The sequence below is a fragment of the Roseateles sp. GW821-FHT09G09 genome, assembly GCF_059415965.1.
In genome coordinates this window covers 97,956-111,765 of sequence record NZ_JBWKOG010000009.1, presented here as the reverse complement: position 1 = coordinate 111,765, position 13,810 = coordinate 97,956, and the positions used below count along the sequence as shown (strand labels likewise).

Here is a 13,810-nt window from a genome sequence, read left to right as displayed (position 1 = left end):
TCATCCGAGCTCCTTCAGACGCTGGTCCTGCATCGATTGCTCTCGGACAAAGCGTCGGACGGGCTCGGCCGCGTCGGGCTGCTTCGCGGCGCGCGCGGCCCGCATGAGCAGCACCGCATCGGCCGGCTCGCGCTGCTGCGACCAGTTCACGGCGGCTTCCTTCAAGGCCAGCGCCGTGTCGCCCCGCACGTCCAGTGCGAAGCGGGCGCGCTCCCGCGCGTGGCTGGAATCGCCCCGCAGCGCGGCGGCATCGAAGCGCTGCTGCATCTCCGTCGCTGCGCGTCCGGCACCGGCGTCACCTGATCGCTTCCAGGCGATGGCCAGGCGCAGCAGCAGCGCGTCGGGAATCTGGTCCAAGCCCTCAGGCTGACCAGCACGCACGATGGCGGCCGCGTCCTTCGGACGGCCGGCATCGAGCAGCCAGTCGGCATATGCCGCGCGGGCGTAGAGGTCGTCGTCCAACTGGAGCGCTTGCGCATAGAGCGTTCCCGCCGTCTTGAGTCCCTGGCGCTCGGCGAGCTCGGCGCGCAGCAGCGCGATCCACGCATGCGGCGCACCCGATGCGCGGTCGAGCGCCGCCAGGCGCTCCGTCGCGGCGGCGTCCTTTCCTTGAAGGCTGTCGAGCTCCGCCAGGCACGCGTGCCCGTGCGGCAGCGACAGCGGCGGCCCCGCCAGACGCTGGCATCCGGCTCGGGCCTCATCCCACCGTCCACGCACCTGCAGGATGCCGGCACGCGTGAGTTCCGCCTGTGCCTGCACGGCGGACGGCAATCCGCGCTCGCGCAGCAGCCGGTCGAGTTCCTCCAGCGCCAGGTCGAAGTCGTGCCGCGCCTGCAGCACCGTCGCCTTCAGCAGGCGTGCGGCAGGCGGCGCGGCGGGGTCGTTCCACCACGGTTGCAGCCACGCCTGGGCAGTGCCGAGGTCGCGCGGATCGCCGTAGCGCCGGCTGCGTTCGACGGCCTCGCGCGCGGCGTGCAGCGCCAGTCCGAGATCGCGCGGCTGCTGCGCCAGCACGCGCTGCTCGGCGCGCTGACGCGCACGCTCGCCCGCCGAGCCGGCGCGCAGTGGCAACCGCTCCACGACCTCGTCGTCCTGACGAGGCGTGAAGGGTTCCGCCGACGCGACGGCGGCGGCGAGGGCGAGGCACGCGAGCGCGAGGGCTCGCGCGGCCTTCAAGTGACGGGCGCCGGTTCGTCGGTCTCGCTGGCGGGCGGCGTCGTCACGTTGTCGGCCGTCAGCGGCTCCGCGGTCTCGCTGCTCGACTGCGAGGTCGTCAGCGTGAACTGCGTGTAGGCCGTGGACGACCCGAGCGCGCTGTCCGGCACCGACGCCGGCGTCACGTCGCCGGGACCGCCGCCACCGTCGTCGCCGCCGCCCCCGAAGCAGCCGGCGACCATCATGGCGGCGGCGACCGTGGTCAGCGCGAGCGCCGGACGGCCGACGCGCAGCGCGCGGGACCGGGCGCCGCGATCGGCACTGACGCCGGTCGATGCGCCGGTCGATGCGTGGACAGGCGCGGAGGCCCTCGAAGAGGATTCACTCATGATGGGCTCCTCGTTCATTGCGTACCGCCCATGGGCGTGTACAGGTAGGGGAAGCCGGGCAGCAGCGGCACGACGGCCTGGTCGACGGCGTCATGCAGCTTGAAGGCCGTGGCGCCCAGCGGCACCGCGGACGGCTTGCAGGCCGCACCGAAGCCCAGCGCGTCGGTGTCGCCGTTGGCCATGCACAGGCCGCCCATCACCGCCACCAGCGAGATGTCGACGATGTCGTCCTTCGGGCGGCGGCCGTTGGGATAACCGGCGTTGTCGTTGCCCTTGGCCAGGATGTTGCCGACGATGCCCAGTCGGTTCTGCTGCGCGAAAGGCACGGCCGCGATGGACGTGTTCAGGCGCAGCTCTTCCGACGCGACCGGATTGGCCGGCTGGTTCACGCCCTTGATGCCGGTGAGGAAGGTGGTGACCAGGTCGTTGCGCGGCAGGTTGGTCGGCGCGGAGCCCGGCAGGTTGAGCACCGTGGCGAGCAGCGCCGGCAAGGTCGGGTTGGTCACGTAGGTGGCGAACTGCGCGTCGTCCTTGGGCTTGGACGCGTTGAAGCGGTCCTTGTCGGGCAGGCCGATGACGACCTCGTTGACCAGCGGCATGCCCAGGCGCGAGACCTGGACCCAGGCGCCGCCGGCCTTGTCGGCGGTCTGGTGGCCGGCCTTGGGCGCGGGATCGAGGATGCGGGCCTGGCGCATGCTGGCGGAGGTCCAGCCGCCGATCACCGGCTCGGTACCGGAGACCAGGCAGCTCTTGTGCACCTCGAGCGCGAGCGTGGTGACGTTCTTGCCGTCGAGCGTGTTGGGCGCGGCGTTGATCTGGGCCGGGTCGGTGATCAGCCCGACGGGCGCGTTCACCAGGTCGAAGATGGTGCCGAGGTTGACCGCGAACGGATCCTTGCGCTGGCCGACGAAGACCTTGCCCGGCTGGTTGCAGCCGGGAATCGTGACCGGGTAGATGTGCTTGGCCGCGTAGGCCGTGTAATCGGCGATCGTCTTCTTGCCGATGTTGTCCACGGGCTTGTCGAAGGTGGTCGCGCCGCCGGACGCGTTGGCGATCGGGGTCCGCGTGCCGGAGCGGCGGTCGCCGCGCACGATGTCGACGGTATAGCTCTCGTTGACGTTGAGCGCGGCGGCCTTCATGTCGGAGACGGTGCCGGACTGGACCAGCGGGATGGCGACGTTCTTGTCGCCGATGGCCAGCGTGGTGGCCTTGAGCGTGTTCTTGAAGCGGAACTGGAAGGTGATGTCTTCCTTGGCGTCGCCGTTGTTGTCGACGTGGATCTCGTAGAGCGCGTTCGGATCCATCGCGTAGTAGTTGGGGCCCGCGAAGGGGTCCTGCAGCGGCACGTAGTTGGCGATGAGCGTCACGTAGTCGGCGCGGCCGGACTCGTAGCTCATGAACATGTAGAAGTCGGTCGCATCCGCCTTGGGGACGGTGGTGATGAAGGGCGCCTCGCGATGGCTGGACGCGAAGGCCAGGCCCGCGCAGAGCGCGCTCGCGGCGAACAGGCCGGCGCGCAGGGTCGTCGCCGAGGGGGCGAACGGGATAGGGGTCATGGAGTGCTCCTCGTTGTGGAGGGAACGATGTGGTGGAGGCGGGCGCGGAGGTGCCGCCCGAGTCCCTTTACGCAGCCGATGGCGCCGTGGATGCGCGGAGTCGGTCCGTGTCGCGGGTTGGAGGTCCACCGCTGGAACGGCAAGGGCAAGGGGGCGCCCTGTGTGCCCGCGGACACGTCAGCGTTGGAGGGGACAGGCGGGACGGGAATGCGATGAATCCGAATCTCGCGGCGATGCGTACGCGCGGCGCGTGAGCCGGCGCAGGTGCGCCCGTCGCTAGCGCTTGCGCGCTTTCGTTCCCGCTGCCGCCTTGATCCCGCCGAGGATCAGATCGATCCCCGCGAGGAAATCGCCGCGGTCGTCGTGACCCTGGAGTTGGTCCGCGACCGATCGCGTGAACGGGTAGTTGCGCTCGTCGAGCGCCGTCCATGCCTCGGCCACCTCGCCGAGGAAGTCCTCCCGGTCGAGCTCGCGCGTCTGCGCGGAGAGCCGGTTCGCCGCGTTCTGTCCGCCGACGCCGAGGATGTAGTGCAACAGCGCCGATGTCGCGGACCACTCGCCCGCCGCCGGCGCGCCGAGTGCCCTCACCTGCTGCCCGATGCATTCGAACAGGCGCACCGTCGGCAACGCGCCGGCCGACTGGAACAGCGCCGAACCGATCCAGGGATGCTCGTCCATCGCGTCGAACATGCCGAGCGCGAGCGCACGGATCGTGTCCTGCGGCGACTGCGCGTCGGCTTGCGTGCCGGCACGCGCGTCCTCCTGCGCGGCCGTCACCTCTGCCATCACGATCGCGATCACCGCGTCGCACGCGGCGACGAGCAGATCGCCCTTGTTGGCGACGTGCCAGTAGATCGCGCCGGGCCCCGTGGCGAGCCGTTCCGACAGCGCGCGGAAAGTCAGACCGCCCTCCCCGGCGCTGTCGAGCAGCTCGATCGAGGCTTCGACGATGCGATCCCGCGAGAGTGAATCCTCCCGCCGTTGAGGCGAACGTGTCTTCTTGACCATGCCCTGATCTTGACACAACTGGAACTCCGATCCATCATCATGGAACGTCATTCCATACACCGACCTGGTCTTCCCGTCCGGGCGATGCCACCCTCAGAAGGATTCACCATGACACGCACGATCGCGATCGTCGGCGCCGGCCTCGGCGGGCTGATGCTCGCCCGGGTCCTCCACGTCCACGGCATCGCCTCGACCGTCTACGAGGCGGAGGCTTCGTCCACCGCGCGCACGCAGGGCGGCATGCTCGACATCCACGACGACAGCGGCCAGGTCGCGTTGAAGGCCGCGCGGCTGCACGACGAATTTGTCCGCCTCATCCATCCCGGCGGCCAGGCCTCGCGCGTGTTGGATAAGACCGGCGCGGTGCTGCTCGATCAAACCGACGACGGCACCGGCGGCCGCCCCGAGGTGCGACGCGGCGAACTCCGTCGGCTGCTGTTGGAGGCGCTGCCCGAAGGGACGGTGCAATGGGGCCGCAAGCTCGCGTCGGTCGCCGCGCTCGGCAACGGGCAGCACACGCTGACCTTCACCGATGGCTCGACGGCGACGACCGATCTGCTCGTCGGCGCCGATGGCGCCTGGTCGAAAGTCCGCCCGCTGCTCTCGCAGGCGAAACCCGAGTACGTCGGCACAACCTTCATCGAGACCTATTTGTCCGATGCCGACGTCCGCCATCCCGCGAGCGCCGAGGCTGTCGGCGGCGGCGCGTTCTTCGCGATGGCGCCGGGCCAAGGCATCTTTGCGCATCGCGAGCCGGACGGCGTGCTGCACACCTACGTCGCGCTGCGCAAGCCGATGGCGTGGGTGTCGGAGATCGAAGCCGCAGAGCCTGCGGCCGCGCTGCGTCTCGTGGCTTCGGAATTCGAAGGCTGGGCACCGGCGCTCACCGCGCTGATCACCAACGGCGAGACGGATCCGGTGCTGCGGCCCATCCACGCGTTGCCTCCGGATACCCGATGGACACGCGTTCCCGGCTTGACGCTGGTCGGCGACGCGGCACACTTGATGGCCCCGGCAGGCGATGGCGCGAACCTCGCGATGGTCGATGGCGCCGAGCTCGGCGAAGCCATCGCGGCGCATCCGGACGATCTGGAAGCGGCGCTGTCGGTGTATGAGGCGAAGCTATTCCCTCGCAGCGCCGAGGCGGCGACGGGATCCGCCGAGGTGCTCGACGCGTGCCTCGGCGAAGAGGCGCCGCACAGCTTGGTGCGATTCCTCAACCAGGCACAGGGCGCCGCCTAGTCGCCGGCATTGGTAAGGGGGAGCAACTAAGTTCGCATGTCGGAATCAGTTTGCGCGTCGCGCCTCACCGCGTCCGACCTTCGCGGCCATAACCCGGCGGGTTTTCACCTCACCTCACCTCACCTGACCGGAGCCACCCTTGTCCCATTTCCGCCCCTCCCTCTTCGTCGCCACGTCGCTGGTCCTCGCGCTGTCGGCCGCCCTGCCCCTGGCGCACGCCGAAGGTCGGCAAAGCCCGATCGACATCCACACGGCCACGACCGTCGGTGCACCCTTGCCGAAGATCACCCGCGCGTACCAGACCGCCACGGTGTCGGTGGTCAACACCTTCAATCCCACCGCGAATCCCTTCGTTCCTGAAGAGTTCGCCACGCTGCGCGTCAACGTGCCGGCAGGCTCTTCGATCAGCGTCAACGGCACGATCTACGACCTCGCGCAGTTCCATTTCCATACGCCGTCGGAGCACAAGCTGAATGGCAAGGCCGCGCCGATGGAAATTCATTTCGTCCACCTCAAGCGCGGCGCCTGCCTGGGCGACAACGACGCCTTGCTGGTGATCGGCGCGCTGGTCAAGGCCGGCGGCGAACACCATGAGCTGCAGAAGATCTTCAAGCACGCACTGCCGGAGGATTCGAACGCCGCGCCGCTGACCATCCCCGGTTTCCATCTGGCCAACGTGCTGCCTCACGGCGCGCATTCGTGGCGCTATGACGGCTCGTTGACGGCGCCGTCCGCCGTGGGTTGCAACAACCCGGCCGGCTCGGTGGCGGATCAGCTCAGCACCGACGTCTTCCCGGAGAACGTCTCCTGGGTGCTGCTGGAAGATCCCATCATCATGTCGACGTCGCAGATCCGCCATTTCCGCGCGCTGTATGAGGCGGCAGGCAATTCACGCGCGGTTCAGCCGCTGAATGGCCGCACGGTCTATCGCGACCAGAGCACGCACCAATGACGCGAAGCGGCATGCATCAGCCCGTCGTCGGGCCGGGCGATGCTCTCCGATGTCGGTCGGCACTTTCACCCGGAAGCGTTCCGCTTCCGGTGATCGTCACTCCACCGTGATGCTGCGGTCCTTGATCAGAGTGGCCATGCGCTTGAGCTCGGCATCGACGAACTTCTCCGACTCGGCCACGCCGCCGTGAAAGGCGTCGCCGCCGAGCTCGGCGATCCGCGCCTTCACCTCGGGCGAGGCCAGCGCCTGCTGCACGGCCTTGGACAGGCGATCGACGACCGGCGCCGGCGTGCCGACCGGGGCGAACAGCCCGTTCCATTCGTACATCTCGAACCCGGGCAGGCCAGCCTCGACGCCGGTCGGCACGTCCGGCAGCGCGGCCGAACGCTTCTTCCCGCTCACCGCCAGCGGACGCAGCTTGCCCTGCTTCACGTACTGCAGCGTCGAGGCCACGTTGCCGAAGAACACGGGGACCTGGCCGCCGATGACGTCGGTCAGCGCGGGACCGCCGCCTTTGTAGGGCACGTGCATCATCTCGACCTTCGCGGCCTGCTCGAAGAGCACGCCGGCGATGTGCTGCGCCGAGCCGTTGCCCGACGACGCGAACGCGACCGCGTCCGTCTTCGCCTTGGCCGCGGCGATCAGCTCGGCGGCGTTCTTCGCCGGGAACTGCGCGTTCACCAGCACGACGTTGGGAAACAGCGCCGTCACCGCGACCGTCTTGAAGGCCTTGCCGTGCTTGTAGGGCGAGTTGGGGAACAGGGTCGGCGTGACCGCGTACGAGGATGCGTCGAACAGCAGCGTGTAGCCGTCGGCCGGCGCGCGCGACACGGCGCCGGCGGCGATCTGGCCGCTGCCGCCGGGGCGGTTCTCGATGATGACGGTCTGGCCGAGCGCCTCGCCGACCTTGGGCGCGATCAGCCGCGCGATCAGGTCCGCGCCGCCGCCGGGCGGGTAGCTCACCATGAAGGTCACCGGCTTGGTGGGCCAGGCTTGCGCCGAGGCGGCGCCCGGGAAGCTGGCCAGGGCGGCTGCGGCGAGCGCCGTCATCACGGCATGGCGTCGTTGGATCATGGGGAGTCTCCAGAGAAAAGGCAGAACGAAAACAGCGGGAAGGCGTCGCGGACAGAGCAGGCAGAGCGGGCGGAGAGAACAGGAAGCGCCCGCCTCGGCGAAGGGATCAGCGCAGGGAATCAGCGCATCTCGGCGCTGTAGTGGAAAGCGGTGGCGTCGCCCCAGGTGGTGCGCAGCTCGATGCACTGGCCGCCGAGGTCGAAGGCCTTGCGATCGACACGGATGCCGGGCGCGCCCTCGGGCAGGTCCAGCAGGGCCGCGGTCGCGGCGTCCAGATGGCCGAAGGTCAGCTCATCGGCGGCGCGCGCGACGGTCACGCCGCACAGGCGGGCCAGCATCGGATAGAGCAGGTCTTCCCAGTCGCCCGGCGCGAGCTCGCGCAGCGCGGCGAAGCGGTCCATCGGCAGCAGGATGTCCTCGGCGAGCACCGGCTTGCCCGCGAGCAGCCGCACCCGCTTGACGCGCAGCGCGCCGTCGCCGGTCTGCTGACCCAGCGCCTGGGCCTCCGCCGCGCGCAGGCGCACCGTCTGGCAGCGCCGGATCTGCGCCGTGGGCGGCCCGTCCGCCGGACCGCGGAAGCGGAAGAAACGCAGCAGCGACGGGCCGTTCAGCCCTTGCGTGACGAAGGTGCCCTTGCCGTGCACGCGCTGGATGATGCCCTCCGCCGCCAGCATGGCGACGGCCTGCCGGACGGTGCCGAGCGCCACGCCGAAGCGCTGCGCGAGGTCGGTCTCCGACGGGATCGCCGCACCGGCGGACCACTCGCCGCCGATGATGCGTTGGCGCAGGTCCTGCGCGAGCTGCGCATAACGGCTGACGCCGGCGGCCGGGGCGAGTCCCGCGTCCGGGGGGCCAGAAGTGATCGATGTGCTCGATGTGCTCAAGGCTGTTTTCCTATAGTCCTCTATAGGACTAGAATTCACTCATGATGCCGACGCCCCTCTCCGCCGTCAAGCCCACCGAGCCCCACACTGACGCGGTCACGGGCGTGGTCACGAACGTGGTGGACACGCACTTCCACGTGTTTGCGCTGACGGCCAGCGGCGCGCCCGGCGCGCGCTACCTGCCGGCCTACGCGGCGACGATCGAGGCCTGGGAAGCGGCGGTCACGTCGCACGGCATCTCGCACGGCGTGCTGGTGCAGCCGAGCTTCCTGGGCACGGACAACAGCCATCTGATGCAGGTCCTCGCGGAGCGCCCCGCCCAGTTGCGTGGCGTGGCCGTCGTCGCGGCCAACTTCGCGGTGAGCGAACTCCGACGCATGGACGCGCTGGGCGTCTGCGGCGTCCGCCTCAACCTGGTCGGCACTGACCATCGGATCGGCGAGGAACTGCACCCGCTGTTCGATCAGCTGGAAGCGCTGTCCTGGCACGTGCAGATCCACACGGACCACGGGCGGCTCGCCGAGGTGCTGCGCCAGCTTCCAGAATCACTGACGGTCGTCGTGGACCATTTCGGCAAGCCGGCGGCGCCGACCGAAGTGAGCGGCCTGGTGGCGGGCCAGCACGACCGGCTCTACGTGAAGCTGAGCGCGCCCTACCGCCTGGCGGCCGGGTGCGACGCGGAAGACCTCGCCGCCCGCTGGCTCGATCGCGTCGGCCCGATGCGTCTGGTGTGGGGCAGCGACTGGCCGTGCACGGCGCATGAGCAGGCGCAGGCCACCTCCGTGTCGCCGACGTGGCTCGCGCGGTGGCTGGCGTCGGACGCGATGAGCGAGGTCGTGCTCACCGACAACGCGCTGAGCCTCTACGGGTTCTGAGCGGCGGCACGCAGCGCCGTTCGCCGCGATGACCCGGGCTGGCGGCGCTCAGCCCGGCGCGTGGCAGACGGCTTCGATGTTGTGCCCGTCCGGATCGATGACGAAGGCCGCGTAGTAGTTCGCGTGGTACTTCGGCCGGAGCCCGGGCGGACCGTTGTCCGTGCCACCGGCCGCCAGCGCGGCGCGGTGGAATGCGTCGACCTGCGCGCGCGTCTGCGCGACGAAGGCGATGTGCAGCGGGGCGGTCCGCTCCCCGGTCTCGAACAGGCACAACGAGGCGTCGTTGCTCCCGCAGATCTCGATGCCGTAGGACGGGGCGCCCTCCCCGCCGATGGTCACGCCGAGCGGCTCGAGCGCCTGGAGATAGAACGCCTTGCTCGCGGCATAGTCGCGGACGCCGAATTTGACGTGATCGAACATGAGGTCTCCTGAAAGAGGTGTCCCATCATCGCGCCATCTGGCGACCGCCTGCCGGCGACCTGTCGGCGGGCCCTGTGGTGGACCTCGACGCCGCCGGATGAGTCTTCCGGGCCATTCCCTTGGGGATGGCCTCGCGGTTACCCTGATCGCGAGATGTCATCAATTCGCAATATTTCTTCTGTAGGGCTCGTCGGCGCGGATCCCGGCGTGCTGTCCTGGTGGCGCGCCCTTCGCGCGATCGCCGTGCTCAACGTCAGCCTGTGGCTGGCGGTGCTGCAGTTCGCGCCGATCCACGGTGTCCAGGCTCACCTGCACCTGGCCTTGTCCGGTGTCTATGTGCTGGTCTGCGCCTACCGCTCGCTGTTCCCGCGGGTGGATCTCGAGCGGCTGGTCGTGATCGACACGCCGCTGTCCAGCATCTTCCTGGGCCGCACGGCGGCCACGATCGCGGAGATCTGCTTCGCGTTCCAGCTGGGGCTGCTGGTCCACCAGTTGGGCGCGCACGCCGGCCTGCCGGCTGTCCAGAAGGCGGCGTGGGCGATCCCGCTGTTCATGGTGATCGCGCAGTGCTTCTGCTGGCACAGCGTGCTGACGCTGAACCACATCACGCAGGCGGTCGAGTCCTCGCTCTGGGCGGCGGGCTTCAGCTGGATGGCCATCCTGCTCGGCGTCATCGCGCTGAACAGCAGCGGGTGGGGCCATGCGGTGGCGCTCACCGGGATCGTGGGGGCAACGGGTTTCGTCGCCTACGTGCTGAGCGTCGACGTGCCGATGTACTGCCGCCGCTACCGCGAGGGCCGCGCGCGCGGCCTGGTCTACATGCGCCTGGACGAAGGCGCGCGCGATGCCTGGCACCGCCGCGTGCCCAGCGGCAGCTGGGTGGCGTGGAAGGCCGATGCGCTGTGGCTCACGCCGTACTTCAGCTTCGGGGTGTGGGCGAGCATTGCGATGGTGTGCGTGCCGGGGGTGTGAGATCCGGCGTCAAGACCGACCGCTTGCGCGTCCTGATATGGCGCGACCGTCCTCGTTGAAGTGGGCAGGCGATTCACTTACACAGAACGTAGGCGCCAAGGGCGGCCACCAAGCCTGATCCCAAGATCACGCCGCCTGCGTTTGAAGGTTTCCAGAGAAGCGACAGCGTCCCCAGCAGGATGTTCAGCACGGCCACCGCCGCGGCCGCAAGAACCAGCGCCATCGCAACTGCGATGGGCTGCATGATCAGGAAGGAGCCTGAGTCCTTGATTGCCCTTACCAAGGTCAGCGCCCAGAGGAGGCCGGCGAGCAGCAGCAACAGCCAGGGCGTGGCCGCCAGTAGATGAAGCCAGGTCTTGCGTCGGTCTGTCATGCAGGCCCTTTCTTGCTTCTTCGTCAACCGTTGCCGCCGCTCTCTGCAGAAGGAACCGAGCAGGCGTCGAACTCAAAGTCTCGCGGGAACGGAGCTTATCCCGCAACTCGGCGATACCATCCACCGCCGTTAGAAGTTGCCCAGCGAGCCATGAGCAAGTTCCCCCACACCCACCCGCGCACCGAAGCCGACGTGCGCATCGACCTCGCCGCCGCGTATCGCCTGGCGGCGCTGGCGGGCTGGGACGACACGATCTACACGCATCTGTCGGCCGCCGTGCCGGGCGAGCCCGGCGTCTATCTGCTGAATGAATTCGGCCTCGGCTTCGACGAGGTCTGCGCCTCCAGCCTGGTGAAGGTCGACGTGCGCGGACGCGTCGTCGACGGCACCGGGCGGCGCGTGAATCCCAGCGGCTTCGCGATCCACGGCGCGGTGCATGCCGCCCGGCCGACGTCGAATGCGTGATCCATCTGCACGCGCCCTGGGGCGTCGCGCTGGCAATGCTGCCCGACGGTCTGAAACCGACCTCGCAATGGGCAATGCGCCTGCATGGCCGGCTCGGCCGTCATGCCTATGAAGGGCTGGCGCTGGGCACCGACGAGCAGACCCGATTGGTCGCCAATCTCGGCAGGCTCGACGGACTGATCCTCGAGAACCACGGCACGCTGACCGTCGGCCGATCGGTGGCCGAGGCCTATCTGCTGATGCACATCCTCGAGCGTGCCGCGCAGGCCCAACTGCGCGCGATGGCCGCAACCGGCGGGCATGTGCGGCAGGTCAGCGACGAACTCGCCACGCTCACCCACCGCCAATGGATCGGCGACGGCACCGAACGCGACGGCGACGCCGAATGGCCTGCGCTGCTGCGTCGCGTGGACCGCTTGTCGCCCGGCTTCCGCGACTGAATTTCCAACACTCCCAGGAGAACCTCCATGCCCACCCTCCGCGTCGAACTCTTCGAAGGCCGGACCCCGCAACAAAAGGCCGATCTGGCCAAGGAACTCACCGAGGCCTGCGTCCGCGTGCTCGGCGGCAGCGCCGACGGTGTCGACGTCCTGTTCTTCGACGTGAAGCGTCAGGACTGGGCGACCGGCGGCGTGTTGTGGAGCGAAAAGGGCAAGTGATCCGCGAGGGCTTCAGCACTTCCACCGCCGCTGGCCCTCACCCCGGCCCTCTCCCGCAAGCGGGAGAGGGAGTGAGCGTGCACCGAGCTGACCCTCTTGCCCCCTCTCCCGCTTGCGGGAGAGGGGGTGAGCGTGCGCCGAGCTGACCCTCTTGCTCCCTCTCCCGCTTGCGGGAGAGGGTGGGGGTGAGGGCCAGCGGACGTGGCAGTCAAAGAATGCTTGACACGGTTGCTCTCCCGCAAGCGGGAGAGGGAGCGAGACAAGCGGTCACTCCGGCTCGATTCCCGCCGCCTTGATGATCTGCCCCCACTTGCGGGTCTCCGCCTCCTGGAACACCCGCAGCTCGTCCGGCGTGCTGGCCCAGGCGTCCACGCCGGCGCCTTCGAAGAAGGTCTTCGCCGGCACGCTGCGCAGCGCCGCGGTCAGCAGTTCGCGCAGCCGCTGCACCACCGGCGCGGGCGTCCCCGCCGGCACATAGGCCGCGAACCAATAACTCATGTCGTAGCCCTTGACGCCCGCCTCTTCGAGGGTCGGCACCTCGGGCAGCAGCGGCGACCGCTTCGTCATCGAGAACCCCAGCGCCCTCACCTTCCCCGCCTTGATCTGCGGCAGACCGGTCGCCGTGTCGGTGATCATGAAATCCACCTGACCGCCGATGAGGTCGGTCAGCGCGGGCGGATTGCTCTTGTACGGCACGTGCAGCAGCTGCGTGTGGGACAGCTGCTGGAACTGCTCGCCCGCGACGCGGCTCGACGCGCTGCCGCTGCCGAAGCTCACCTTGCCGGGCTCGCGCTTCGCGCGCGCGATGACGTCCGCCACGGACTTGTACGGGCCGTCCGCCTTCACCACCATCACCTGGCCGCCCTTGCCCAGTCCGGTCACCGGCGCGAAGTCCTTCACCGGGTCGTAGGGCAGCTTCCGGTACAGGTGGGGATTGGCGGCCTGCGTCGTGTTGGTCGTGATCAGCACCGTGTAGCCGTCCGGCGCGGCACGCGCGCCCTGCTGCGCGGCGAGCATGCCGCTCGCCCCGGCCTTGTTGTCGACGACGACCGGCAGCTTGGTCTGCTCCGTGATCGCCTGGCCCAGGGCGCGCGCCAGCTGGTCCGTCGCGCTCGCCGCGGCGAACGGGACCAGGAAGGTGATGGGCCTGCTCGGGTAGCCGCCCGCGCCAGAAGCCTGGGCCAGGGCTTGCCCCGGCGCGGCCACGGACAGCGCCGCGGCCAGCGCCATGGGAAGCGCCGCGGCGCACGCGGCAGTCCGCAGCGCGTGTCGCCGGCTGATCGATCTCTGGGAACTCATCGGGTCGTCTCCATCGTGTCGTCGTGATTCGGGATCGGTCGCCGGAGCAAGGGCAGCAGGTGCTCCGGCACTTCCAAGGGCATCGCCAGCAGGACGAAGGACAAGGCCTTGCCGTGGCTGTCGAGGTTCAGCGCATCGTTGACGCCGCCGTCCAGGACGTCATCCAGGACGAAGTTGATCGCGTGCAGACGCGGCAGCAGATGGCGCGCCACGTGGGTCGGCGCGCGGGCAGCAAAGTGGTGGGCCACGGCCTCTTCGGTGAGCTGATCCACCAGCAGCGGATACAGCGCCGGGTCCCAGGCGATCACGCTGATGTTGGACCGGTTGCCCTTGTCGCCGGTGCGGCCGTGGGCGGCAAGCCGGAGTTCGACGCGGCGGGTGGGTGAAGTGGTGGCGGGCCGGGAGGCCGCCTTCATACGAGTCGCCAAGCGCGGGCTCTCCACGGTGCATGGGGGATCCCTCCTGGACCCCCAAGCACCATTCCGGC

Annotated in this window: 15 protein-coding genes and 1 pseudogene; 6 read left to right on the top strand and 10 right to left on the bottom strand. The window is 69.3% G+C overall.

Features of this window, described 5'->3' with window-relative positions; all coding sequences use genetic code 11:
* The 4 genes from AC07O8_RS22885 to AC07O8_RS22870 form a co-directional block, all read right to left on the bottom strand.
* Positions 1-1,176, bottom strand: a complete 1,176-nt coding sequence (locus AC07O8_RS22885; protein WP_495050236.1) for a hypothetical protein — start codon at positions 1,174-1,176, stop codon at positions 1-3.
* Positions 1,173-1,544 carry a hypothetical protein gene (locus AC07O8_RS22880; RefSeq protein ID WP_495050235.1) on the bottom strand — a complete coding sequence of 124 codons (372 nt, stop codon included), beginning with the start codon at positions 1,542-1,544 and terminating at the stop codon, positions 1,173-1,175. The genes AC07O8_RS22885 and AC07O8_RS22880 overlap by 4 nt, the downstream gene beginning before the upstream one ends.
* 14 nt (positions 1,545-1,558) lie before the next feature.
* Entirely contained in the window at positions 1,559-3,100 is a 1,542-nt protein-coding gene (locus AC07O8_RS22875) for a DUF4331 domain-containing protein (RefSeq protein ID WP_495050234.1), read from the bottom strand.
* Positions 3,101-3,376: 276 nt separating this feature from the next.
* The gene (locus tag AC07O8_RS22870) at positions 3,377-4,108 is read right to left on the bottom strand and encodes a TetR/AcrR family transcriptional regulator (RefSeq protein WP_495050233.1); all 732 of its coding nucleotides are present in this window, start codon (positions 4,106-4,108) and stop codon (positions 3,377-3,379) included.
* Positions 4,109-4,216: 108 nt separating this feature from the next.
* Here AC07O8_RS22870 and AC07O8_RS22865 point away from each other — a divergent pair, with 108 nt between their 5' ends.
* Positions 4,217-5,350: an FAD-dependent oxidoreductase gene (locus AC07O8_RS22865; protein WP_495050232.1), complete on the top strand. Its 1,134-nt coding sequence runs from the start codon at positions 4,217-4,219 to the stop codon at positions 5,348-5,350.
* 139 nt (positions 5,351-5,489) lie between these two features.
* On the top strand, positions 5,490-6,302 hold the full coding sequence (locus AC07O8_RS22860; protein ID WP_495050231.1) for a carbonic anhydrase family protein: 813 nt from the start codon (positions 5,490-5,492) through the stop codon (positions 6,300-6,302).
* A gap of 96 nt (positions 6,303-6,398) precedes the next feature.
* Here AC07O8_RS22860 and AC07O8_RS22855 read toward each other — a convergent pair whose 3' ends face one another.
* Together AC07O8_RS22855 and AC07O8_RS22850 are read right to left on the bottom strand one after the other, a co-directional pair.
* Positions 6,399-7,376: a Bug family tripartite tricarboxylate transporter substrate binding protein gene (locus AC07O8_RS22855; protein WP_495050230.1), complete on the bottom strand. Its 978-nt coding sequence runs from the start codon at positions 7,374-7,376 to the stop codon at positions 6,399-6,401.
* A 119-nt stretch (positions 7,377-7,495) separates the two neighbouring features.
* On the bottom strand, positions 7,496-8,260 hold the full coding sequence (locus tag AC07O8_RS22850) for a GntR family transcriptional regulator (RefSeq protein ID WP_495050229.1): 765 nt from the start codon (positions 8,258-8,260) through the stop codon (positions 7,496-7,498).
* A 41-nt stretch (positions 8,261-8,301) separates the two neighbouring features.
* On the opposite strand from AC07O8_RS22850, the gene AC07O8_RS22845 reads away from it, so the two are divergent.
* A complete protein-coding gene (locus tag AC07O8_RS22845) occupies positions 8,302-9,135 on the top strand; it encodes an amidohydrolase family protein (protein ID WP_495050228.1) in 834 nt (277 codons plus the stop codon).
* 48 nt (positions 9,136-9,183) lie between these two features.
* On the opposite strand, the gene AC07O8_RS22840 is transcribed toward AC07O8_RS22845, so the two are convergent.
* A complete protein-coding gene (locus tag AC07O8_RS22840; protein ID WP_495050227.1) occupies positions 9,184-9,555 on the bottom strand; it encodes a VOC family protein in 372 nt (123 codons plus the stop codon).
* Positions 9,556-9,708: 153 nt separating this feature from the next.
* Between AC07O8_RS22840 and AC07O8_RS22835 the strand changes: the two genes are divergently transcribed.
* Positions 9,709-10,527, top strand: coding sequence for a hypothetical protein (locus AC07O8_RS22835; protein ID WP_495050226.1), 819 nt, complete (start codon positions 9,709-9,711; stop codon positions 10,525-10,527).
* A 73-nt stretch (positions 10,528-10,600) separates the two neighbouring features.
* Here AC07O8_RS22835 and AC07O8_RS22830 read toward each other — a convergent pair whose 3' ends face one another.
* Entirely contained in the window at positions 10,601-10,900 is a 300-nt protein-coding gene (locus AC07O8_RS22830) for a hypothetical protein (protein ID WP_495050225.1), read from the bottom strand.
* Between the two features lie 150 nt (positions 10,901-11,050).
* Between AC07O8_RS22830 and AC07O8_RS22825 the strand changes: the two are divergent.
* Both AC07O8_RS22825 and AC07O8_RS22820 read left to right on the top strand, forming a co-directional pair.
* Positions 11,051-11,805: pseudogene (locus AC07O8_RS22825) on the top strand (class II aldolase/adducin family protein).
* A 27-nt stretch (positions 11,806-11,832) separates the two neighbouring features.
* A complete protein-coding gene (locus AC07O8_RS22820; RefSeq protein ID WP_495050224.1) occupies positions 11,833-12,024 on the top strand; it encodes a 4-oxalocrotonate tautomerase in 192 nt (63 codons plus the stop codon).
* 267 nt (positions 12,025-12,291) lie between these two features.
* On the opposite strand, the gene AC07O8_RS22815 is transcribed toward AC07O8_RS22820, so the two are convergent.
* Both AC07O8_RS22815 and AC07O8_RS22810 read right to left on the bottom strand, forming a co-directional pair.
* On the bottom strand, positions 12,292-13,323 hold the full coding sequence (locus tag AC07O8_RS22815) for a Bug family tripartite tricarboxylate transporter substrate binding protein (protein WP_495050223.1): 1,032 nt from the start codon (positions 13,321-13,323) through the stop codon (positions 12,292-12,294).
* Positions 13,320-13,739, bottom strand: a complete 420-nt coding sequence (locus AC07O8_RS22810) for an AtuA-related protein (RefSeq protein WP_495050331.1) — start codon at positions 13,737-13,739, stop codon at positions 13,320-13,322. Before AC07O8_RS22810 ends, AC07O8_RS22815 begins: the two co-directional genes overlap by 4 nt.
* Between the last annotated feature and the right edge of the window lie 71 nt (positions 13,740-13,810).

Coding starts and splice junctions, on each gene's coding strand:
- AC07O8_RS22845 (WP_495050228.1), top strand. CDS start 8,302: ATGATGCCGACGCCCCTCTCCGCCGTCAAGCCCACCGAGCCCCACACT.
- AC07O8_RS22880 (WP_495050235.1), bottom strand. CDS start 1,544: ATGAGTGAATCCTCTTCGAGGGCCTCCGCGCCTGTCCACGCATCGACC.
- AC07O8_RS22815 (WP_495050223.1), bottom strand. CDS start 13,323: ATGAGTTCCCAGAGATCGATCAGCCGGCGACACGCGCTGCGGACTGCC.
- AC07O8_RS22870 (WP_495050233.1), bottom strand. CDS start 4,108: ATGGTCAAGAAGACACGTTCGCCTCAACGGCGGGAGGATTCACTCTCG.
- AC07O8_RS22810 (WP_495050331.1), bottom strand. CDS start 13,739: ATGAAGGCGGCCTCCCGGCCCGCCACCACTTCACCCACCCGCCGCGTC.
- AC07O8_RS22830 (WP_495050225.1), bottom strand. CDS start 10,900: ATGACAGACCGACGCAAGACCTGGCTTCATCTACTGGCGGCCACGCCC.
- AC07O8_RS22865 (WP_495050232.1), top strand. CDS start 4,217: ATGACACGCACGATCGCGATCGTCGGCGCCGGCCTCGGCGGGCTGATG.
- AC07O8_RS22835 (WP_495050226.1), top strand. CDS start 9,709: ATGTCATCAATTCGCAATATTTCTTCTGTAGGGCTCGTCGGCGCGGAT.
- AC07O8_RS22855 (WP_495050230.1), bottom strand. CDS start 7,376: ATGATCCAACGACGCCATGCCGTGATGACGGCGCTCGCCGCAGCCGCC.
- AC07O8_RS22840 (WP_495050227.1), bottom strand. CDS start 9,555: ATGTTCGATCACGTCAAATTCGGCGTCCGCGACTATGCCGCGAGCAAG.
- AC07O8_RS22875 (WP_495050234.1), bottom strand. CDS start 3,100: ATGACCCCTATCCCGTTCGCCCCCTCGGCGACGACCCTGCGCGCCGGC.
- AC07O8_RS22820 (WP_495050224.1), top strand. CDS start 11,833: ATGCCCACCCTCCGCGTCGAACTCTTCGAAGGCCGGACCCCGCAACAA.